Origin of the sequence: Methylobacterium tardum (assembly GCF_023546765.1) — a bacterium.
Classification (GTDB): Bacteria; Pseudomonadota; Alphaproteobacteria; order Rhizobiales; family Beijerinckiaceae; genus Methylobacterium; species Methylobacterium tardum.
In genome coordinates, this window is record NZ_CP097484.1 from 1180786 (window position 1) to 1201890 (window position 21105).

A 21105-nucleotide genomic window follows, 5' to 3' on the forward strand; every position below is an offset into this window, starting at 1 on the left:
CGCACCCTTCTTAACCTAGAGCGCTTCCAGACCGGGACCAGAACGTGGCTCGCGCGGGCCGACATGTCGCAGCGCGGTGGCCTTGGACCGCAACCCTTCCCGCAGCGGCCCCGAAGGCCTATGCCCTCGGCCGGCCCCTCGGCTGATCCCGTCCGGAGACGCATGGAATCCGATCCCCTCGTCCTGACCTGGCGCGCTGCGCGGCGTCTCCACGTCACTGCGGTTTCCCTCGCGGTCGGGATCGGCGCGCCGCTCTGCGCCCTAGCCCTGCTGTGCCTGCGCGACCTGATCGCCGTGCTGCCGCGCGACGAGGCACCGACGCTGCCTTTCCTGCGCCTCGCCGTGGCGCTGCCGGGCCGCGAGCTCGTGCTGGCACCCGGCTTCCCGATGCGCCCGACGGAGCTCGAACTCGCGAGGCCTTCCTGTGCATCGCCGTCTGCGCCGTGGTCCTGGCCGTCCTCGGCTGGAGCGTGGCGCGCCTGTGCTTCAAGGCCCAGAACCGGGCGTCCGACGCGGTCCGCGAGGGGGTTCTGCAGGCGATCCTCGACGCGCCGGCCGGCGCCCGGGACGAGGCGCGCAATCTCGCCCGGATCGTCGGCGAGGTTCTGGCGCGGGCCGACCGGCTGCTCGCCGCCGGTATCGTGGTGCCGGCGATGACGCTGGCCGCCCTGGTTCTGGCGCTGGGCTTCGCGGGCCTCGCCGCGCCCCGGCTCATCCCGGCCGCGGTGGTGGGTCTGGGGGCGGTCGGTCTCGCCTACGGGCTGGTGCTGGAGCGAGCCCGGGACCGACAGGACTTGCGCCTGCGCACGAGCGCACGGGCGGAGGAGAACCTCAACGACCTCGTCCGGCGGCTCCCGGCCGTGCGCAGCCACGGGGCGGCCACCCTGGAGCGGACGCGCATCGCGGCCCGCGTCACCGCGATGCGCACCAACGTCGCGCGCTCCGAGGCGCGGCTGGCCTATGCGCGGGCGCCGGCCCTCGCCCTGGCGGTGATCCTGCCGGCGATCGCGGCCGGCACGGCCCTGTGGCGCTCCGGACAGGCGGGACCGCAGGTTCCGCCGGTGGATCCGGCCGCCCTCCTGGCCGCGGTCGGCGCCTTCGGCCTCGCAGGCTGGCTCGCCGCGATCTGCGCGCGTCTCTGGACCGTCCGCAAGGCCGTCCGTCCGCGGTTCCGCGACCTCGCCCGCATCGTCGCGTCCCTCGAGGGCCGCAGGATGCGGTCGGGCCGGACCGGCGACGCGCCGCCGCTGCCCCGATCCGGACTCCTCGCGACCCAGGGCGTGGGTGCCTTCGATCCGGCGACGGGCGAGCGCCTGGCCGGCGTCGATGTCGCGGTGGCCATGCCGGGACATGTGGCGATCACCGGGAGCCGCGGCAGCGGCGCCCGGGCCCTGGCGGCGGTGCTGGCGGGGCAGGTCGAGCCGACCGCGGGCGCCGTCACCTATGCGGGGGCGGATCTGCGCACCTTCGACGCCGCGGAACGCGCCCGCCGCATCGCCTTCGCGGCCGGGGAGGCGATCCTGATGGCGGGCTCCCTGCGGCAGAACCTGCTCTACGGCACCGATCCGGCGAGCGCCCCGGACGATATCGCGCTGATCGGGATCAGCCGGCTCACGGGCCTCGACGGCTTCGTCTACGCCCGCGGCCTGACCGGCCGCCTCGATCCGGCGACCCAGCCGCGGCTCGCGGCCGCGATCGTCACCGCCCGCCGGACCATGCGGCAGGCGCTCGCCGCCAAGGGAGCCGAGCGCCTCGCCGAACCGTTCGACCCCGACCGCTACAACCATCAGGCAAGCATCGGCGAGAACATCCTGTTCGGCGAGCCGGTGGGCGGCGCCTTCGCGCCGCTGCGCTTCGCCCGCCATCCCTATCTCCGGGCTGTGCTGGAGGCCGAGGGTCTTGTGCGCCCGCTCACCGAGATCGGCCTGTCGGTAGCCCGGAGCACGGTGGAGATCTTCGCCGACCTGCCCAACGACCACCCGCTGTTCGACGCCTACTCGCTGTTCCAGGCCTCGGAGCGCGGCTATTTCGAGGATCTCGTGGTGCGGCTGCCCAACGCCGCGGCCCTGCGACGGGGCCCCGCAGGCCAGCGCGACCGCATCCGCCTGATCGGTCTCGCGCTGCGCTACAGCGAGACGCGCCACCGCTTCGGCCTGATCGACGCGGCCTTCGAGGCGCGGCTGGTCCAGGCGCGACGCTCCTTCGCCCGGATGCTGCCGTCCCATCTCGCGGGCGCCGTGGAGTTTCACGATCCGTCCCGGGTCAATCCCGCCGCCAGCCTGGAGGAGAATCTGCTGTTCGGCCGGATCAGCCTCGGCGAGGCCAATGCCGAGCCGCGGGTGCGGGAACTGGTGCGCCGGGTGCTCGCCGAGGAGGGGCTCGAGGCTTCGGTCTACGGGCTCGGCCTGGACAGCAAGGTCGAGATCCAGCCCAGCACCGGCGCGCTGGCGGACGGCGCGATCAATGCCCGCGAGCGGGTGGCGATCGAGCTGACCCGCTGCCTCGCGCGCGAGCCCGACATCCTGGTCGTCGCGATCGCCGCCGACGAGCGCAAGGCCGAGGGCCTGCGCGACCGCCTCGCCCGGCTGCGGCAGGCGCGGGCCGGGCGCGGCCTCATCGTCTGCCTGCCCGAGACCGGCGTGCCCGAGGGCGCCGAGCCGTTCGACGCGGTGATCGTCGTGGAGAACAGCGCGGTGGTTGCGCCCGTGCCGGCGGCCCTCGAACGGGAGCCCGCCCCGGCCTGAGACCGGCCCAGCCGCAACGCGTCGATCACCCGCGCTCACGGCCGGCAGCCTCACGGCCGCCGCAATACTCGGTCAGGCCGGGTGGCCGTGCCTGTCCGGCGCCATCCCGGCTGATCCAGCGCGGACGGTCCATGCCTCGAACGATCCCGATACCGCGCGCCGCGATCCTCACCCTCCTGGCCCTGTCCGGTCCTGCCGCCGCGCAGGCCGGAAAGGCCGAGGCGCCGATCCCGGGCGCGACCCTCGCCCTCATGGCGCAGAAGGGCGTGACGGCCGCCTCGCCGGTCCTGTTCCGGGCCTACAAGAAGGAATCGGAGATCGAGGTCTGGAAGAAGGGACCGTCCGGCTACGTCTTCATCAAGACGTTCCCGATCTGCCGCTGGTCCGGCCAGCTGGGGCCCAAGCGCAAGAGCGGCGACCGACAGACCCCGGAGGGGTTCTACACGGTGCCCCAGCGCCAGATGAACCCGAACTCGCACTACTACCTGTCCTTCGACGTCGGCTACCCAAATGCCTACGACCGGGCCCATGGCGGCACCGGTTCGGCCGTGATGGTGCACGGCATCTGCTCGCCGATGGGCTGCTTCGCCATGACCAACGGCACGGTCGGCGAGATCTACGCCATCGCCCGCGACGCCCTGAACGGCGGGCAGGCGGCCTTCCAGTTCCAGTCCTACCCGTTCCGGATGACCGCGGAGAACATGGCCCGGCACCGGACGGATCCGAACATCGCCTTCTGGCGCGAGCTCAAGGCCGGCTCCGACCGGTTCGAGGCCAGTCGCGAGGAACTCCAGGTCTCGGTGGTCGCCGGCCGCTACGCCTTCGCGCCCTCCCGCGACCCCGTGATCGAGGCGGCCGTGACCACGCGCCGCGCCGTGGAGGAGGCACGGATCACGGCGCTCGCCGAGGCCGGGGAGCCCGCCGTGCGCACCACCTACTCGGACGGCGGCCAGAACGCCTTCTGGGCGGCCTACACGGCCCGGGGCGGGGCGGTCGGCGACATCAGCCGGCCGGAGGCCCTGGCCTTCGCCGGGCAGGAGGTGGTGGTCGTGCCCGGACACCGCGCCGCGCGGCCGGTGCCCGAATCCGTCTGGGCCGCCTGGGCGGCGCCCGATTCCGTCCTGTCGCCGCGCTGGATGGCGGGCTTCGTCCCATCCTACCTGCGCGCCGCCGACCCGTTCGCCGCGCTCACCGCCCGCCTGCCGGCGCGCTACGGCGACGGACTGCCCTCCTGGCTGGCGACCGGACTCGGTGGCCCGCTTACCGGCCGCCCGAATCTGTCCGGCCCTGTCCCGGAGCTCCTGGCCTCGGCCGAGAGCCTCTAGGCATGCAGGGACCCCCGACAGCGGCCGATCCGTGTGCGCGGCCGCACATCACAGCGGCTCGCGGCACACCAATTCATGGTACGGCAGGGGATGCGCGGTACTCCTGTCCCGTCGGCCTGCCGTATTCACATTTCCCTTCCCGGAACGGCGACGGGGTTTCGATCATAATGGATCGGGACCGTCTGTCCGCAGATTCGTGATCGCCATGTCCAACAGTTCCGAGCCGATCCTCCCGGCGGCCGACCAGGACCTCGTCCTCCGCTTCTGGGGCGTCCGCGGCTCGACCCCTGTCAGCGGCCCGCAATACGCCGAGTTCGGCGGCAGCACGCCGTGCATCGAGGTCTGCTGCGGCCAGCGCATGTTCATCGCCGACGCCGGTTCAGGTATCTACAACCTCGGCCAGGGTCACCGGACCGACCTGCCCCAGGAAGTCGATCTGCTGTTCAGTCACCTGCATCTCGACCACACGGCCGGTCTCCCCTTCTTCAAGCCGGCGGTCCTCGACTGCAACCGGGTGATCAACACCTATTGCGGCAACCTCGGCGGCGAATCGGCCGGCCCGACGCTCGACCGCCTGTTCGCGCCGCCGCTCTTCCCGGTTACGCTCGACAAGCTGTGCTGCACCTTCAACCATCATGGGTTCGAGGCGGGGCAGACGCTGACCTTCCCGGACGGGGCGCGGGTCGACACGATCCCGCTGAACCATCCGCAGGGCTCGGTCGGTTACCGGTTCGAGCATCAGGGCCGGCGCCTGTGCCTCATCAGCGACATCGAGCACAGCGACCCCTGGCCGGATCCGGATCTGGTTCGGTTCGTCAGCGGGGCCGACCTGATGGTCTACGACGGCATGTTCACCGACGGCGAGTACCCGACCTGCCGGGGCTGGGGGCATTCCACGTGGCAGAAGGGCGTCGAGCTGGCGCGGGCGGCCGGCGTGAAGGCGCTCGCCATCATCCACCTCCACCCGGCGCACTCCGATACGAGCCTGCGTGACATGGAGGCCGATCTCCAGGCCGAGATGCCCACGGCCTTCATCGCCCGGGAGCGCCAGAGCATCACGGTGGGCGCGCCCCGGACGGTGAGCCGCCCCGCCGTCGCACGGGAGATGCGCCGCCGGGTCAAGGTGGCCTGAGCGTCGCCGGAGCGGCCGCGTCAGGCGGAATGGTGCGGGGATCGCGCCCGGCGCGTTCGGGTGACGAAGCGGACGGCGAACAGCACGAACAGGGCGACGCCGATGATCAGGATGCTCCAGCCGTAATTGCTGACGAGCTGGGCGTCGATCGGATGGCCGATGCGGCCGAGGGCGACCAGAAGCCCGAACGCGGCGATCGCCGCAGAGATCAGCATCCCTACAATCATCGGGCCTCTCCGGCGCGGCCCGTGTCCAGGGTCCGGCGGGTTGAACGGGTCCGGAGGAATGCGCGGAGCCGGCAGCCGTTCCCGGAGCCGGCCCGCGCTCATCACGCGGGTGTCAAAACAGAAAGATCGGATGGCCCCTGATTGCAACGCCCGCGCCCCCCGCTCTAAGTAGGCCGCGAGAGGGCGCCCCCGGGCGCGCGCGGACCGAGACCAAGGCGATGACCGGCCTAGACACGACGACTGCGAACACGTCCCGGGACACGGCGCCCCTCACGGCGTCGGGGCCGCTGCGCCCGCAATCCCAGCTCGTGACGATCTACGGCGGCTCGGGCTTTCTCGGCCGGCACGTCGTGCGGGCTCTGGCCAAGCGCGGCTACCGGATCCGCGTCGCGGTGCGCCGGCCGGACCTCGCGCTGTTCCTGCAGCCACTGGGGCAGGTCAACCAGATCGTGGCCGTCCAGGCGAACCTCCGCTACCCCGACTCGGTGACCCGCGCCGCCGAGCGCTCGGACGTGCTGATCAACCTCGTCGGCATCCTGCAGGAAACCGGGTCGCAGAGCTTCGCCAAGCTGCAGGTCGACGGCGCCGAGACGATCGCCCGCGCCGCCGCCCGGCAGGGTGCACGGATGATCCACGTGTCGGCGATCGGCGCCGATCCGGCCTCGCCCTCGCTCTACGCCCGCACCAAGGCGGAGGGCGAGGCGCGGGTCTTCGCCGCCTGCCCGGACGCGGTGGTGTTCCGGCCCTCCTTGATCTTCGGACCGGGCGACGGCTTCTTCAACCGCTTCGCCAGCCTCGCCCGGGCGCTTCCGGTCCTGCCCCTGGCGGGTGGCCAGTCGCGCTTCCAGCCGGCCTTCGTGGGCGATGTCGCCGAGGCGATCGCCCGTGCGGTGGACGGCACCGTGGCCGGCGGCAGGGTCTACGAACTCGGCGGCCCGGAGGTGGGCACGCTGGAGCATTTCGTGCGCTACATGCTCAAGACGATCCGGCGGAAGCGCCCCGTCGCCGACCTGCCGCTGCCGGCCGCCAAGCTCCAGGCCCGCCTGCTGGAGATCGCCGATACCCTGACCTTCGGCCTCCTGCCCGACACGCTGAAGCTCACCCGCGATCAGGTCATCCTGCTCCAGAACGACAACATCGTCTCGGAAGCCGCCAAGGCCGAGGGACGGACCTTCGAAGGTATCGGGATCACCCCGACCGCCGCCGAGGCCGTGGTTCCGGGCTATCTCTGGACGTTCCGCAAGGCGGGGCAATTCAACACCGACCGGGACGAGGAGAACCTGTCCGAGGTGCCCGACACGATGACGTCGAAGCCTCTGGCGGCCGGCTCGCAGCATCGGCCGAAGACCGCCTCGGGCCCGGCGATCGGCGCCGATGCGGGCAGTTCGCCGGGGGGCGGGCAGGGCAGCATGGGCGTCCGCTGGGGCACCCGGAAGCTGGGCTAGGTGACAGCTCCTGTCCCAGACCTCGCGGCGGCTCCGCCCGCGCGGCACGGATCGGCAGACCGGTCGTGAACCGTATCCTGGTCACCGGCGCCGCGGGCTTTGTCGGCGGCCATGTCCTCCCGCTGCTGGCAGAGACAGGCGACCGCGTGGCGGGAATCGGCCGGGGGATGCTGCCGGACCTGCCGGCGGGCGTTACCTATGAGACGCTCGATCTTCTCGACGAAGCCGCGCTCAGCGGCTTCGTGGCCCGCTTCAGGCCGACTGCGATCCTGCACCTCGCCGGTCTCGCTTCGGTGGCCGACTCCGCCAGCGGGCCCGGACAGACGTGGCGGGTGAACGTCAACGGCCTGATGAACCTCGTCGCCGCCGTCGAGGCCGTGCCGGGCTGCACGTTCTTCTTCGTCAGCTCCGGTGAGGTCTACGGCAGCGCCTTCCTGGCCGGGCACGCTCTCACGGAGGCGGCCGAGCCCCTGCCGCGCAACACCTACGCCCGGTCGAAATGGGTCGGGGAGCAGCTGCTGCGCGACCTGCTGCCCCGGATCGGCGTGAAGCTCGTCGTCTTGCGGCCGTTCAACCACATCGGGCCGGGCCAGGACGAACGCTTCGTTGTGGCCTCCTTCGCGCGCCAGATCGCCCGCATCGAGGCCGGGCTGGTGCCGCCGAGCCTCGCCGTCGGCAATCTCTCCTCCCACCGCGATTTCCTCGACGTGGCCGACGTGGCGCAGGCCTATGCCGACCTGATCGGCCGGGCGGAGTCGCTGGCGGACGGGAGCGTGTTCAACATCAGCTCGGGCCATCCGCGCACGATTGCCAGCGTGCTCGCGGATCTGCGCACGCGGGCGCAGGTGCCTTTCGAGGTTCGGACTGCTCCCGAGCGGGTGCGTCCGACCGAGATCCCGCTCGCTGCCGGCGATGCCGGCCGCCTGCAGGCCGCCACCGGCTGGCGGCCGCGGGTCGATTGGGACGTGTCGTTGACGCGGGTGCTGGACGATGCCCGGGCACGCGCTGGAACGACACAGGCATAAGGCTGCCTCAGCCCGCGCCTCTCCGCGGGAGAGGCGCGCACACCAGCGCCCCGCTCTAGCGAAGCACGCCCTTCGCCACGAGCGCGTCCCGCGCCGCGTCCGGATAATCCAGCCGCTCGGCCAGGATTTCCCGACTCGAATCGCCCAGGCTCGGCGGCATGCGGCGCACCGGCAGCCGGCGGCCGTCGAGCCGGTACGGCGGGGCGATGACATGGGCGTTCCCCGGCGCCGCGACCACGAGCCCGGCCTCCTCGGCGCGCGCGCAGGTCAGCGCCTCGCGCAGGCCCATCACCTCGCCGCACGGGATGCCGGCCGCCCGCAGCCGCGCGATCAGCGGTGCGCGCTCCCACTTGGCGAGTTCGGCCTCTAGGACCGGGATGAAGGCGGCGCGGTTCTTCGAGCGGTCGAGATTGGTGGAAAAGCGTGGGTCGGCGACGAGGTCCGGACGGTCCAGCACCTGCTCGCAGAAGCGGCGGTACTGGCCGTTATTGCCGACCGTGATCACCACCGGCCCGTCGCCGGCTTCGAACACCCCGTAGGGCACGATCGACGGGTGGGCGTTCCCGTATCGAGGCGGGTCGATGCCGCGGGCCAGCGCCTCCAGGCCGTAATAGGAGGTCAGCGCCACGCCGCAATCGAACAGGGCGAGGTCGATCGCCTTGCCGCGCCCGGTCCGCTCCCGCTGGAACAAGGCCGCCAGCACGGCCTGTGCGGCGAACTGACCGGTGAACAGGTCGACCGCCGCGACCCCGAACTTCAGGGGCGGCCCGCCGGCCTCGCCGTTGAGCGCCATCACGCCGGACTCGCCCTGCACGACGAGGTCGTAGCCCGGTCGGCCGGCCTCCGAGCCGTCCGACGCATAGCCGGCGATCGAGCAGTAGATCAGCCCGGAATTCTCGGCCGACAGGTCCGCGTAGCCGAGGCCGAGCTTCTCGGCGCCGCCGGTCTTGAAATTCTGGACCAGCACGTCGCTCTCGCGGGCGAGCGCCTTCACGATCGCCAGCCCCTCGGGCGTGGCGAGGTCGACCCCGATCGAGCGCTTGTTGCGGTTCACGCTGTCGAAATACGAGGTGTTGCCGGGGCTCGTCGGCACGCCCCAGTCACGGGTGTCGTCGCCGCGCTCCGGGTGCTCGACCTTGATCACGTCGGCGCCGAGATCGCCCAGCACCTGCGCGCACCACGGCCCCGCCAGGACCCGGGACAGGTCGAGGACGCGGATCCCCGCGAGCGGCAGGTCGGCAACGGCTTCCATCGCGAAAGGTCCTCAGGCTCCCATGACGCCGTCGAGGCTGCGCACGGCGTCGATCAGTTTCGGACGCGCCACCTCCATGAGGAAGCGCGCATCGGTGATGACGGTCGGGGCACCGCAATTGACCGACATGGGCGGCAGGCCGCCGCCGGGATGGAACCCCACCGCGATGGCGCAGACCGTCTCCTGCCACTCGCCGAAGGAGGTGCAGCAGCCGATCTCCCGGTGCTCCTCCACCGCCCGGTCGAGACCGGCGCGGAGCGCGGGCCAGGCCACGGGATCGAGCGCCTTCAGGTCCTCGTAGATCCCCTCGCGCTCCCGCTCCGGGCAGATCGCCACGTAGGCCCGGCCCATGGCGCTGCGGGCGAGCGAGATGCGCGAACCGGTGTCGAGGTTGAGCGAGATCGCGGCCGGGCCGCGCTGGCACTCGACGTAGCGCATGCTCAGCCGGTCGCGCACGCCCAGCCCCACCGAGGCGTTCGCCGCCTCCGCCACCGCCCGCAGGACCGGTCGCGCGATGGTGCGCACGTCGAGCCCGCCGAGCGCCGCCGAGCTGAGCGCGATGGTCGCGGTGCCGAGCCGGTAGCGGCCGAGCTCCGGCATGTGCTGCAGGTAGCCGAGCTTGGTGAGGGTGTAGGTGAGCCGCGACACGGTGGAGCGCGGCAGCCCGCAGGCCTCCGCGATGTCGTGGTTGGCGAGGCTCGTCCGGCCCGGACCGAAGCAGGCGAGCACCGCCAGCCCGCGGGCCAGCGCCGTGACGAAGTGCCGGTCCTCCTTGGCGCCGTCCGCAACCGGGACGGCCGCGCCGGCCTCGGTCAGCACTGTCGTCTCCCCGGCCCTCATCGGCGTAGGAACGCCGCGAAGGCGGCCTGCGCCTCCGGGCCGCGACGGAGCGCGTGGAAGACCTCCGCCTCCTCGGCCATGGCGCGGGCGACGCTGTCGTCGTAGCCGCGCCGCAGAGCCCGCTTGGTGGCGGCGACCGAGGCCCGGGGGAGGGCGGCGAGCGCCCGCGCCTTGGCCAGGGCGGTCTCCAGCGCCGCGCCCGCGGGAACGGCGGCGCTGACGAGGCCGGCCGACGCGGCGTCCGCAGCCGTGAAGGGTTCCCCGAGCATCAGGAGCTCGGCCGCGCGCTTCGCGCCCGCCACCAGCGGCAGCAGGTAGCTCGACCCGCCCTCCGGGCTGAGGCCGAGCGCCGTGAACGGCAGGCGGAACCGGGCGCCGTCTCCCGCATAGGCAAGGTCGCAGTGCAGGAGCAGCGTCGTGCCGATGCCGACCGCATGGCCCTCGACGGCCGCCACGACCGGCTTCGGACAGGCGCGCAGGGCCTTGAGGAAGGTCAGGCCGGGGCTGTCGCCCCCGGTCTCCACGTCCTGAAAATCCTTGAGGTCGTTGCCGGCGGTGAAGCAGCCGCCCGCGCCGGTGAGCACCACGGCGCCCACGGCCGCGTCCGCACCCGCCGCCTCGAAGGCGGCGGTCAGGCCCGCATAGGTCGTCCGATCGAGGGCGTTCCGCCGCTCCGGCCGGTCGATGGTGACGAGCCGGATTCCGGGCTCCGGATCGGCGACGCGGACGCTCACGAAGCGGCCTCGCCGGCGTAATCCGCGGACAGCCCGGCCATCCGCGCCCGCGCCGCCGCGTATTCGCGCGCGAGCCGGGCGACGAGATCGGCGGTTGCCGGTGCATCCGCGATGGTGCCGACCCCCTGGCCGGCGCCCCACACGTCGCGCCACGCCTTCACGCTGGCGCTGCCGAAGTTCATCGTGGTCTTGTCGCGCACCGGAAGGGCCTCGGGATCGAGCCCGGCGGCGCGGATGCTCGGCGTCAGGTAGTTGCCCGGCACGCCCGTGAAGTAGGGGGTGTAGAGGATGTCGGCCGCCGCGCTGCCGGCGATCATGTCCTTGTAGGCCGGGGCCGCGTTCGCCTCACGGGTGGCGATGAACCGGGTGCCCATATAGGCGAGGTCGGCCCCCATGGCCTGGGCCGCCAGGATCGCCGCGCCCGAGGTGATCGCCCCCGACAGGATCAGAGGTCCGTCGTAGAACCGCCGGATCTCACCGACGAGGGCGAAGGGGCTCAGCGTCCCGGCGTGCCCGCCCGCGCCGGCACAGACCAGGATCAGCCCGTCGACGCCGGCCTCCAGCGCCTTCTCGGCGTGGCGGACGTTGGTGACGTCGTGGAACACCACGCCGCCGTAGGCGTGGACCGGACGGATCACCGCGTCCGGGGCGCGCAGCGAGGTGATGATGATCGGCACCTGGTGCCGGACGCAGGCTTCGACGTCCTGCGCCAGCCGGTCGTTGGAGGCATGGACGATCTGGTTGACCGCAAAGGGCGCGACTTTCCTCGACGGATCCGCAGCGCGGGCCTGTGCGAGCGTTTCCGTGATCCGCGTGAGCCATTCGTCCAGCAGCTCGGCAGGCCGGGCGTTGAGGGCGGGGAAGGAACCGACCACGCCGGACAGACACTGAGCGATCACCAGCTCCGGGCCGGACACGATGAACATCGGCGCGCAGATCACCGGCAGGGCGAGCCGTCCGCGCAGAGCCGCGGGCAGGCGCCCGGCCTGCGGTTGCTCGGGACCGTCGCTCATCGGCCGCGCCCGGCCATGGGCTCGCGCGCCAATCGGGCACGGCCGGGTCGCTCGCTCAGATCGATGCTGCGCATCGTGCTCCTCCCCTTCCCCGGCGCCCGGTTCTCTTCGGCACCGCATTCGCGGCGCTTGTGGCCGATCGCGCCGGGCGCGGTTTTGATGACACGGGCGGCAGAGGCCGGTCAAACGGGCCCTGTTACAGAAGTCTGCAATGCAGAACAGGAACAGGGCCGCGCAAGCCGTAAAGCTCTTCGCCTTGACTGGGTCGGTTCATCAAACCAACATCCGGGCCAATTGCGGACAGTCATTCTGCATTGCAGAACAACAAGGAGTCTCGGGTGGTTCGTCAGGAGGTCGATGGTGGCGTGGCGGTGCTCACGCTCGCCAATCCGCCGGTCAACGCGCTCGGCGCCGCGATGCGGGCAGCCCTCGACGGGGTCTTGGCGCAGGCCATCGCGGACGCGTCGGTCCGAGCGATCGTCCTGGCGGCCGAAGGCAAGGTGTTCGTGGGCGGCGCCGACATCACCGAGTTCGGCAAGCCGCAGCAGCCGCCGAGCCTGCCGGACCTGTTGGACCGCCTCGATGCCAGCCCGAAGCCGGTGGTTGCGGCCATCGGCGGTGCGGCGCTCGGCGGCGGGCTGGAACTGGCCATGGCCTGCCACGGCCGCGTGGCGGCGCCGTCCGCCAGGATCGGCCTGCCGGAGATCAAGCTCGGGATCATCCCGGGAGCGGGGGGCACGCAGCGCCTGCCGCGCCTGATCGGGCCCGACGCCGCCTTCCCGATGATGCTCACCGGCGAGCCCGTTTCCGCCGAGAAGGCGGCGGCGCTCGGGATCGCCGATGCCGTGGTGCCGGGCGACCTCGTGGCGGAGGCCCGCAGGCGGGCGCTGGAGCTCGCCGATTCCGGCGCCCTGCCGCGGGTGCGCGACCGGTCTGAGAGGCTGACGCCGGCGGCCCGCGAAACCTTTGAGGCGCAGGCCGCCGAGGCGGTGAAGCGCGACCCCGACGCCACCAACGTCCATGCCCTGGTGCGGGCCGTGCGCGCCGGCCTGGAGCAGGACTTCGACGCCGCGGTGGCGGTGGAGCGGGCCGAGTTCCGCGCCCTGGTGGAGGATCCACGCTCCAAGGCCCTGCGCTACGCCTTCTTCGCCGAGCGCGAGGCCGCCCGGGTGCACGGCCTGCCGAAGGACACGCCCCGCCGTCCCATCCGCACGGCCGCCGTGATCGGCGCCGGCACGATGGGCGGAGGCATCGCGATGTGCTTCGCCAATGCGGGCATCCCGGTGATGGTGATCGAGACCGAGGAGGGCGCCCTGGCGCGCGGCCTCGACCGGGTGAAGGGCCTCTATGCCGGCTCGGCCAAGCGCGGCTCGATCACCGAGGCCCAGCGCGACGAGCGGGTCGGCCGGATCACCGGCGCAATCGGGCTGGAGAACGCCCAGGAGGCCGACATCGTCATCGAGGCGGCCTTCGAGGATATGGACGTCAAGCGCGAGATCTTCTCCAAGCTGGACCAGATCGCCAAGCCTGGAGCGATCCTGGCCACCAACACCTCCTATCTCGACGTGAACGCCATCGCGGCGGTCACGAACCGGCCGCAGGACGTGCTCGGCCTGCACTTCTTCAGCCCAGCCAACGTCATGCGCCTCGCCGAGGTGGTCCGGGCCGAGAAGACCGCCCCGGACGTGCTCGCCACCGCCCTCGATCTCGGCAAGCGCCTCAACAAACTGCCGGTGACGGTGGGGGTCTGCTTCGGCTTCGTGGGCAACCGCATGCTCGAGCGCCGCAGCCGGGCCGGCGAGCGCCTGCTGCTCGAGGGCGCGCTGCCCCACGAGGTCGACGCGGCGGTCACCGGCTTCGGCTTCCGGATGGGGCCCTTCGCCATGGGCGACCTCGCGGGACTCGATATCGGCTGGCGCTCGCGCAAGGATTTCGGCGGCCGGGCCCCGGTCGCCGATTCGCTCGCCGAGCAGGGCCGGTTCGGCCAGAAGACCGGGCGCGGCTTCTACCTCTACCCGGACGGCGCTCGCACCGGCACGCGCGACCCCGAGGTCGAGGCGCTGATCGCGCGCGTCGCCGCCGAGCACGGCGTCGCGCGCCGCAGCTTCACGGCCGAGGAGATCATCGCCCGGCTGATGTACCCGATGGTCAACGAGGGTGCGCGGATCCTGGAGGAGGGCATCGCGGCCCGGCCGGGCGACATCGATACGATCTGGATCAACGGCTACAACTGGCCGGCCTGCGCGGCGGCCCGATGCACTGGGCCGACACGGTCGGGCTGAAGACGATCGCGGAGGCGCTGTCGCGCTTCGCCGCGGAGACCGGCGACGACAGCCAGGAGCCGGCGCCGCTCCTGAAGCGCCTCGCCGCCGAGGGCGGCAGCTTCGCCGGCCTGAAGAACGCCTGAGCGGGAGAGAGATCATGACCGACGCGGTGATCGTCGCGACCGCCCGCACGCCCATCGGCAAGGCGCATCGCGGCGCGCTGAACCTCACCCGCGGCGCCGACCTCGCCGCCCACGCGATCCGGGCGCCCTCGACCGGGCGCGCCTGGAGCCCGAGGCGGTCGAGGAGGTGGTGCTCGGCTGCGGCTATCCGGAGAACGCCACCGGCGGCAACGTCGCCCGTCACGCGGCCCTGGTGGCGGGGATCCCGGTCGAGTCGGCCGGCGTCACGGTCTCGCGCTTCTGCGCCTCGGGCCTGGAGGCGATCGCCAGCGCGGCACGGCGGATCATCCTCGACGGCGTGCCGGTGGCGGTGGCGGGCGGCGTCGAGTCGATCAGCCTCGTCCAGCCGAAGGTCCAGCGGGAGCTGACCCGCAACGCGTGGCTGGAGGCGCACCTGCCGGCGATCTACATGCCGATGATCGAGACCGCCGACATCGTGGCGGAACGCTACGGCATCTCCCGGGAGGCGCAGGACCAATTCGCCCTGGAGAGCCAGCGCCGCACGGCCGACGCGCAGGCGCGCGGGCTGTTCGACGACGAGATCGTTCCGATGAGCGCCGTCATGGCGGTGACCGACAAGGCCACGGGCGAGACCCGGGAGGTCGAGACCCGGCTCGCCAAGGACGAGGGCAACCGACCGGACACGAATCTGGAGGGCCTCGCCAAGCTCAAGCCTGTGCGCGGGGAGGGCGCCTTCATCACGGCGGGCAATGCCAGCCAGCTCTCGGACGGGGCCTCGGCCAGCGTGCTGATGTCGGCCGGCGAGGCGGCGCGCCGGGGCCTCACGCCGCTCGGCACCTTCCGGGGCTTCGCCTCGGCGGGCTGCGGGCCGGACGAGATGGGTATCGGCCCGGTCTTCGCGGTGCCGCGGCTGCTGGAGCGGCAGGGCCTCAGCGTCGCCGATATCGACCTGTGGGAGCTGAACGAGGCCTTCGCGTCGCAGTCGGTCTACTGCCGCGACAGGCTCGGGATCGACCCTGCGAAGGTCAACGTCAACGGCGGCGCGATCTCGGTCGGCCACCCGTTCGGCATGTCGGGGGCGCGGCTCGTCGGCCACGCCCTGCTGGAGGGCCGCCGCCGCGGCGCGCGTTACGCCGTGGTGACCATGTGCGTCGCCGGCGGCCAGGGCTGCGCCGGCCTCTTCGAGATCGCCCGGAGCTGAGTCGATGGACCTGCGCTTCACCGACGAAGAGATCGCGTTCCGCGACGAAGTCCGGACCTTCTGCCGGACGGAGATCCCTGCAGAGATCCGCCGCAAGGTCTCGGAGGGACGCAGCCTCACCAAGGACGATTACGTCACGAGCCAGCGGATCCTCAACGCCAAGGGCTGGGCGGTGCCGCACTGGCCGCAGGAATGGGGCGGCCGGGATTGGACCCCGATCCAGCGCTACATCTACACCGAGGAGCTGTTCCAGGCGGCGGTGCCGCTGCCGCAGCAGTTCAACTGCTACATGTTCGGCCCGGTGCTGGCGACCTTCGGGCGGCAAGACCAGAAGGAACGCTTTCTCCCCCGCGCGGCCAATCTCGACGACTGGTGGTGCCAGGGCTTCTCGGAGCCCGGCGCTGGCTCCGACCTCGCCTCGCTCAAAACCAAGGCGGTGCGCGACGGCGACCACTACGTCGCCGACGGCCAGAAGACCTGGACGACGCTCGGCCAGCATGCCGACTGGATCTTCTGCCTGGTCCGCACCGATTTCGAGGCCAAGAAGCAGCGCGGCATCTCCTTCCTGCTGATCGACATGAAGACGCCCGGCATCACCGTGCGGCCGATCCTGACCCTGGAGGGCCGGCACGAGGTCAACGAGGTCTTCTTCGATTCCGTCCGCGTGCCGGTCGAGAACCTTGTCGGCGAGGAGAACCGGGGCTGGGACTACGCGAAATTTCTGCTCGCCAACGAGCGGACCGGCATCGCCCGGATCGGCCTCACCAAGGAGCGGATCGCCCGGATCAAGCGCCTCGCCCGGGAGATGCCGGCCGGGTCGGGCACAATGTGGGATGATCCCGCCTTCCGGACCCGCGTCGCGGAGGTGGAGATCGAGCTGAAGGCGCTGGAGATCACCCAGATGCGGGTGGCGGCCAAGCAGGGAAGGGCGGATTCGGTGGAGCCCGATCCCGCGTCGTCGCTCCTCAAGATCCGCGGCTCGCAGCTCCAGCAGGCGGCGACCGAGCTGCTGGTGGAACTCGCCGGGCCCTTCGCCCTCGCGGCTCCGGCGCGTGGGGCGGGCGCCAACAACCTGCCCGGAGGCTTCGACTGGGTCGACGCGGCGGCGCCGAGCTACTTCAACAACCGCAAGGTCTCGATTTACGGCGGCTCGAACGAGATCCAGCACAACGTCATCGCCAAGGGCATTCTGGGATTGTGAGCGATTTCCCCTCCCCCTTGCGGGGAGGGGTCAGGGGTGGGGGTGGCCCCGGACGAGGCGCCACGGTGCCTTCTGCACCACCCCCACCTCCGGCTCCTCCCCGCAAGGGGGAGGAGAGAGGACGAGGGGAAACCATGGATTTCGACCTGAACGAGGACCAGTCGCTCCTGCGCGACTCGGTCGAGCGGCTGGCCGCCGACCTCTACCCGTCGCTGGAGAGCCGCCAGGCGCGGCTGAAGGCGCCGCTGGGCTTCCCCGCGGAGGGCTGGGCGGCTTTTCCGAACTCGGCGTCACCGGATTGCCGTTCTCGGAAGAGGACGGCGGCCTCGGCGGCGGCCCGGTCGAGACCCTGCTGGTCATGGAGGCGGTCGGCCGCAACCTCGTGGTCGAGCCGCTGCTGGCAAGCCTCGTCCTCGGCTCGACTGCCCTGCGGCTCGGCGGCAGCGCGGCGCAGAAGGAACGCCTCGTCCCCGGCCTCGTCGCGGGCGATCTGCGCCTCACCCTCGCCCACACCGAGCGCCAGTCCCGCTACGACCTCGCCGACGTGGCCACCACGGCCCGTCGCAGCGGCGACGGCTTCGTGCTGAGCGGCGCCAAGAGCGTCGTGCCCAACGCCGACGCGGCCGGCCTGATGGTGGTCTCCGCCCGGGTCTCGGGTGAGCGGCGCGATCTGCACGGGATCGGCTTGTTCCTGGTCCCAACCGACGCCGCGGGCGTCGCCATCGAAGCCTATCCGACCCAGGATGGCGGCCGGGCCGCGGAAGTGTCCTTCTCGGAGGTGCAGATCCCTGCCGACTCAGCCCTGGGCGATCCCGAAGGCGGCCTGCCGCTCCTCGAGCGGGTGGTGGAGCACGGGATCGCGGCGCTCGCCGCCGAGGCGGTCGGCTCCATGGACGCGCTCCACAAGCTCACGGTCGAGTACCTCAAGACCCGCAAGCAGTTCGGCGTCAGCGTCGGCTCCTTCCAGGCCCTGCAGCATCGGGCCGTGGACATGCTGATTCAGCTGGAGCAGGCCCGCTCGATGGCGCTCTACGCCGCCATGATGGTGGACACGCCGGATGCCAAGGCGCGGGCCGCGGCCCTGTCGGCCGTGAAGGTGCAGATCAACAAGGCCTGCCGCTATGTCGGCCAGGAGGCGGTCCAGCTCCACGGCGGCATCGGCATGACCCTGGAGTACATCGGCGCCCACCATTTCAAGCGGCTCGCCATGATCGAGTACCAGCTCGGCGACACCGCCCACCACCTGCGCCGGATCACGCAGGACGAGAACGGGCTGCTGGCGGCCTGAGGGCGGTCCATCCGACTCGCCCCCTCATGCTGGGGTGCCGGAGCGAAGCGGAGGCCTCGTAGGAGGCCTCCGGCCGGCCGCGCGATCCCCGAAGCCCTCGTTTGTGGCCCGCTGACGCGGGCACCTCAGGATGAAGGCGTGTTTGGGGTAGCCGCGATCAGTTGAACAGCGAGCCGACCCCGCCCTGCACCCGGCCGAGGCCGGCGCGGGCGACGGAATTGTTCGGGTCGATCGTCGAGGCGCGCTGGTAGTTCTCCATCGCCTCCTTGCGCTGGCCCGACTTCTCGTAGGCCAGGCCGCGATAGGCCCAGGAGGTGGCGTCCTTGTTGTTGACGTTGAGCGCCGCGTTGTAGTCCTCGATCGCCTTCGGGTACTGGTTCGTGGCGATCAGGCTCTGGCCGCGGGCGGCGTAGGGCGCCGACTTGAAGGGGTCGCGGTCGATAGCGGCGTCGAAATCGGCGATCGCCTGGGTGTCCTGACCCTGCTTCTGCCGCACGAGGCCGCGGGCATGGTAGGCCTCGGCCGATTCGGGCATCAGCCGGATCGCGACGTTGAGGTCATTGAGCGCCTGATCGAGGTTGCCCTGGGCGCGCTCGACATTGGCCCGGCCGATATAGGCGGGGCCGTAATTCGGATCGATGCCGATCGCCTTGGTGAAATCCTGCAGCGCCGGGCCGTCGCGGCCGATCTGGCGGCTGGCAAGCGCCCGGTTGTTGTAGGCCGAAGCCGAGTTCGGATCGATCTGGATCGCCTTGGTGAAGTCCGCGATGGCGTCGCTGAACTGGCCGGCACGGGCGTAGGCGGCGCCGCGGGTGTTGTAGGCCGCCGCGTCGTTCGGGTTGCGCTGCACGACCTCGGTCAGCGAGGCGATGTTCACGTTCGTGGCGCCCGTCGTGTCGGTCTCCAGCACCGCGTATTGCCGCGGGCCGGCCGCGCTCCCGACGGTCTCGCAGCCCGCAAGGCCCGCGGCCGAGATTATGGCCGCGCCGATCAGTGCCGCCGTCCGAACCAGCCCGTTGCGTACGATCATCGCCCCACTCTCCCCGAGGCGCGGCCCGCATCCCGCGTGCCCGCCTCGCCCCTCACGTCCAAGCGCCCGCGCCGCGCGCCGGGCACACCCGATCCGGGGCACCGTCGCGCATCACGGTGAAGGCCGGCTTAAGAAAGCGCCGCCTCGTCACCCGGCTCGTCGCCTGTCCCGACAGGATAAAGGCGGCGCGGGTGAATCGATCGACAGCATTCGGCACCGACCACGACTTGGTGGAAGCGGCGGGATGTGGCGAAGGTATGGCTCGACGCGGCCCCGGCGCCGCGTCGGGGCCTCCGCGCGGCACGCGGCGGCGCGGGTGTGCCCCCGAAGCCTCAGGACTCGACCGGGTCGGACCCGAGTCGGGTGACGTGCCCCATCTTCCGGCCCGGGCGCGCCTCGCCCTTGCCGTAGAGGTGCAGATGCGCGCCGGGCTCGGCCAGCAGGGCGTGCCAGTCGTCGGCCTGGGCGCCGATGAGGTTGCGCATCTCCACCGGCAGGCCGCCCACCCGGGCGGCGTCGCCCAGCGGCCAGCCGCAGACGGCGCGGACATGCTGGGCGAATTGCGAGGTCCGCGCCCCCTCGATGGTCCAGTGCCCGGAATTGTGGACCCGCGGCGCGATCTCGTTGACCACGAGGCGCTCGGCACCGTCCTCCCGCACCAGGAACATCTCCACGGCGAGCACGCCGACATAGTCCAGCGCGTCGGCGATGCGCTGGGCGATGTCGAGGGCGGCGCGGCGCGTCTCGGGCGACACGCCGGGAGCCGGGACCCGGGTCAACGCGAGGATGTGATCGCGATGCTCGTTCTCGCATAGGTCGAACGCCGCGAAGCTGCCGTCGCGGGCGCGGGCGCCGACCACCGAGACCTCGCGCTCGAACGGCACGAACCCTTCGAGGATCAGCGGCGCGCCGCCGAACTCGGCGAACAGGGCGTTGCGGTCGCCCTCGGCCCGCTCGCGCAGCATGCGCTGCCCCTTGCCGTCGTAGCCGAAGCGGCGGGTCTTGAGCACCGCCGGCAGGCCGATCACCTCGATCGCGCGGTCGAGGTCGTCGGGCGTGTCGACCGCCCGGAACGGCGCCGTCGGGATGCCGAGACCGTTGATGAATTCCTTCTCGGACAGGCGGTCCTGCGTGGTCGAGAGCGCCCGCGCGTTCGGGTGCAGGGCGGCGTGCCGGGCCAGGATGTCGGCGGTGGCGTGCGGGATGTTCTCGAACTCGTAGGTGACGACGTCGACGCTGCGCGCGAAAGCGGCCAGCGCCTCGGCATCGTCGTAGGCCGCGCAGGTGGTGCGGGCGGCCACATCGAAGGCGGGGCTGTCCTGGTCGGGCGCGTAGACGTGGACCTTGAGGCCGTAATTGGCTGCGGCCAGCGCGATCATGCGCCCGAGCTGGCCTCCGCCGACGATGCCGAGGGTGGAGCCGGGGCCGAGGGTCTTGTCCGTCACGCGTTCTCTTCCGTCACCGGCCGCTCGGCCACCGAGGCGGTCTGGGCCGCGCGCCACGCGTCGAGTCGCTCCGCCAGCTGCGGGTCAGAGAGCGCCAGGACAGACGCGGCGAGCAGGGCCGCGTTGATGGCCCCGGCCCGACCGATCGCCAGGGTCCCCACCGGGATGCCGGCGGGCATCTGGACGATGGAGAGCAGGCTGTCCTGGCCGGACAGGGCCTTGGATTCCACCGGCACGCCGAAGACCGGGAGCCGGGTCATCGCCGCCGCCATTCCGGGCAGGTGTGCGGCGCCGCCCGCACCGGCGATCACGACCTTGAGACCGGCCGCGACCGCGCCCTTGGCGAAGGCCACGAGACGGTCGGGCGTGCGGTGGGCCGACACGATCCGCGCGTCGTAGGGCACGCCGAGCGCGTCGAGCGTCTCGGCGGCATGCCGCATGGTCGCCCAGTCGGACTGGCTGCCCATGATGATCGCGACCGGAGGCGACACCATCGTTGATCCCGGCAAAAGAGGGCGCTTACAGGCGGCGCAGGCCCGCGGCAAGGCGGGGCGCGGCGGCGTCCACCGGCATCAGGCGATGATGTCCGGCGTCAGCGCGTCCTCGATGTGGAAGATGCGGTCGCGCAGCGTGAGCTTGCGCTTCTTCAGCCGCTGGATCTGGAGCTGGTCCCCGGCGACGCTGAGCTCCAGCGCCTCGATGGCGCTGTCGAGGTCCCGGTGCTCCTCGCGCAGCCGGGCCAGCTCGCCCAGGAGATCCGACTGCGCACTCTCACCCGACTCTTCCGCCATTGTCA

14 protein-coding genes and 4 pseudogenes are annotated in these 21105 nt (G+C 71.9%); 9 read left to right on the forward strand and 9 right to left on the reverse strand.

The genetic code is table 11. The features are described from left to right. Positions 1-162: 162 nt before the first annotated feature. The 3 genes and pseudogenes from M6G65_RS05695 to M6G65_RS05705 all read left to right on the forward strand — a co-directional run bounded on the left by M6G65_RS05695 (position 163) and on the right by M6G65_RS05705 (position 5201). Positions 163-2744 (forward strand): annotated as a pseudogene (locus M6G65_RS05695) (ABC transporter ATP-binding protein). A 131-nt stretch (positions 2745-2875) separates the two neighbouring features. After that, the gene (locus M6G65_RS05700) at positions 2876-4069 is read left to right on the forward strand and encodes a L,D-transpeptidase family protein (protein ID WP_250103682.1); all 1194 of its coding nucleotides are present in this window, start codon (positions 2876-2878) and stop codon (positions 4067-4069) included. A gap of 205 nt (positions 4070-4274) precedes the next feature. Next, positions 4275-5201 (forward strand): MBL fold metallo-hydrolase, encoded by a 927-nt coding sequence (locus M6G65_RS05705; protein ID WP_250103683.1) that lies wholly within the window; start codon positions 4275-4277, stop codon positions 5199-5201. A gap of 20 nt (positions 5202-5221) precedes the next feature. Here the strand turns inward: M6G65_RS05705 and M6G65_RS05710 are convergent, their stop codons facing one another. Next, positions 5222-5416: a hypothetical protein gene (locus tag M6G65_RS05710; protein WP_238197216.1), complete on the reverse strand. Its 195-nt coding sequence runs from the start codon at positions 5414-5416 to the stop codon at positions 5222-5224. A gap of 230 nt (positions 5417-5646) precedes the next feature. On the opposite strand from M6G65_RS05710, the gene M6G65_RS05715 reads away from it, so the two are divergent. Together M6G65_RS05715 and M6G65_RS05720 are read left to right on the forward strand one after the other, a co-directional pair. Further along, the gene (locus tag M6G65_RS05715) at positions 5647-6873 is read left to right on the forward strand and encodes a complex I NDUFA9 subunit family protein (RefSeq protein WP_250103684.1); all 1227 of its coding nucleotides are present in this window, start codon (positions 5647-5649) and stop codon (positions 6871-6873) included. Positions 6874-6938: 65 nt separating this feature from the next. Then, positions 6939-7898 (forward strand): NAD-dependent epimerase/dehydratase family protein, encoded by a 960-nt coding sequence (locus M6G65_RS05720; RefSeq protein ID WP_238197214.1) that lies wholly within the window; start codon positions 6939-6941, stop codon positions 7896-7898. Positions 7899-7953: 55 nt separating this feature from the next. Here M6G65_RS05720 and M6G65_RS05725 read toward each other — a convergent pair whose 3' ends face one another. Genes M6G65_RS05725 through M6G65_RS05740 form a run of 4 tightly spaced genes read right to left on the reverse strand, consistent with a single transcriptional unit; the run spans position 7954 to position 11737 of the window. Next, the gene (locus M6G65_RS05725) at positions 7954-9150 is read right to left on the reverse strand and encodes a CaiB/BaiF CoA transferase family protein (RefSeq protein ID WP_238197213.1); all 1197 of its coding nucleotides are present in this window, start codon (positions 9148-9150) and stop codon (positions 7954-7956) included. Positions 9151-9162: 12 nt separating this feature from the next. After that, complete coding sequence (locus M6G65_RS05730; RefSeq protein ID WP_238197212.1) at positions 9163-9969, reverse strand: IclR family transcriptional regulator; 807 nt, start codon at positions 9967-9969, stop codon at positions 9163-9165. A 17-nt stretch (positions 9970-9986) separates the two neighbouring features. Beyond that, complete coding sequence (locus M6G65_RS05735; RefSeq protein ID WP_238197211.1) at positions 9987-10724, reverse strand: enoyl-CoA hydratase-related protein; 738 nt, start codon at positions 10722-10724, stop codon at positions 9987-9989. Further along, a complete protein-coding gene (locus M6G65_RS05740; RefSeq protein ID WP_238197210.1) occupies positions 10721-11737 on the reverse strand; it encodes an NAD(P)H-dependent flavin oxidoreductase in 1017 nt (338 codons plus the stop codon). Before M6G65_RS05740 ends, M6G65_RS05735 begins: the two co-directional genes overlap by 4 nt. Positions 11738-12075: 338 nt before the next feature. Between M6G65_RS05740 and M6G65_RS05745 the strand changes: the two are divergent. The 4 genes and pseudogenes from M6G65_RS05745 (at position 12076) to M6G65_RS05760 (ending at position 17834) form a co-directional block, all read left to right on the forward strand. Further along, positions 12076-14144: pseudogene (locus M6G65_RS05745) on the forward strand (3-hydroxyacyl-CoA dehydrogenase NAD-binding domain-containing protein). Positions 14145-14158: 14 nt separating this feature from the next. Next, positions 14159-15345: pseudogene (locus M6G65_RS05750) on the forward strand (acetyl-CoA C-acyltransferase). A 4-nt stretch (positions 15346-15349) separates the two neighbouring features. Continuing rightward, entirely contained in the window at positions 15350-16546 is a 1197-nt protein-coding gene (locus M6G65_RS05755; protein ID WP_250103685.1) for an acyl-CoA dehydrogenase family protein, read from the forward strand. 134 nt (positions 16547-16680) lie between these two features. Next, positions 16681-17834: pseudogene (locus M6G65_RS05760) on the forward strand (acyl-CoA dehydrogenase family protein). A 157-nt stretch (positions 17835-17991) separates the two neighbouring features. Here the strand turns inward: M6G65_RS05760 and M6G65_RS05765 are convergent. From M6G65_RS05765 to M6G65_RS05780, 4 genes are all read right to left on the reverse strand, one after another. Beyond that, a complete protein-coding gene (locus M6G65_RS05765; RefSeq protein WP_238197205.1) occupies positions 17992-18864 on the reverse strand; it encodes a tetratricopeptide repeat protein in 873 nt (290 codons plus the stop codon). A gap of 332 nt (positions 18865-19196) precedes the next feature. Then, on the reverse strand, positions 19197-20309 hold the full coding sequence (locus tag M6G65_RS05770) for a 5-(carboxyamino)imidazole ribonucleotide synthase (protein WP_238197204.1): 1113 nt from the start codon (positions 20307-20309) through the stop codon (positions 19197-19199). Further along, entirely contained in the window at positions 20306-20803 is a 498-nt protein-coding gene (gene purE / locus M6G65_RS05775; protein ID WP_238197203.1) for a 5-(carboxyamino)imidazole ribonucleotide mutase, read from the reverse strand. The genes M6G65_RS05770 and purE overlap by 4 nt, the downstream gene beginning before the upstream one ends. A 78-nt stretch (positions 20804-20881) precedes the next feature. Continuing rightward, the gene (locus M6G65_RS05780) at positions 20882-21100 is read right to left on the reverse strand and encodes a YdcH family protein (RefSeq protein ID WP_238197202.1); all 219 of its coding nucleotides are present in this window, start codon (positions 21098-21100) and stop codon (positions 20882-20884) included. Between the last annotated feature and the right edge of the window lie 5 nt (positions 21101-21105).

Coding starts and splice junctions, on each gene's coding strand:
- M6G65_RS05715 (WP_250103684.1), top strand. CDS start 5,647: ATGACCGGCCTAGACACGACGACTGCGAACACGTCCCGGGACACGGCG.
- M6G65_RS05725 (WP_238197213.1), bottom strand. CDS start 9,150: ATGGAAGCCGTTGCCGACCTGCCGCTCGCGGGGATCCGCGTCCTCGAC.
- M6G65_RS05755 (WP_250103685.1), top strand. CDS start 15,350: ATGGACCTGCGCTTCACCGACGAAGAGATCGCGTTCCGCGACGAAGTC.
- M6G65_RS05700 (WP_250103682.1), top strand. CDS start 2,876: ATGCCTCGAACGATCCCGATACCGCGCGCCGCGATCCTCACCCTCCTG.
- M6G65_RS05765 (WP_238197205.1), bottom strand. CDS start 18,864: ATGATCGTACGCAACGGGCTGGTTCGGACGGCGGCACTGATCGGCGCG.
- M6G65_RS05705 (WP_250103683.1), top strand. CDS start 4,275: ATGTCCAACAGTTCCGAGCCGATCCTCCCGGCGGCCGACCAGGACCTC.
- M6G65_RS05710 (WP_238197216.1), bottom strand. CDS start 5,416: ATGCTGATCTCTGCGGCGATCGCCGCGTTCGGGCTTCTGGTCGCCCTC.
- purE (WP_238197203.1), bottom strand. CDS start 20,803: ATGGTGTCGCCTCCGGTCGCGATCATCATGGGCAGCCAGTCCGACTGG.
- M6G65_RS05780 (WP_238197202.1), bottom strand. CDS start 21,100: ATGGCGGAAGAGTCGGGTGAGAGTGCGCAGTCGGATCTCCTGGGCGAG.
- M6G65_RS05740 (WP_238197210.1), bottom strand. CDS start 11,737: ATGAGCGACGGTCCCGAGCAACCGCAGGCCGGGCGCCTGCCCGCGGCT.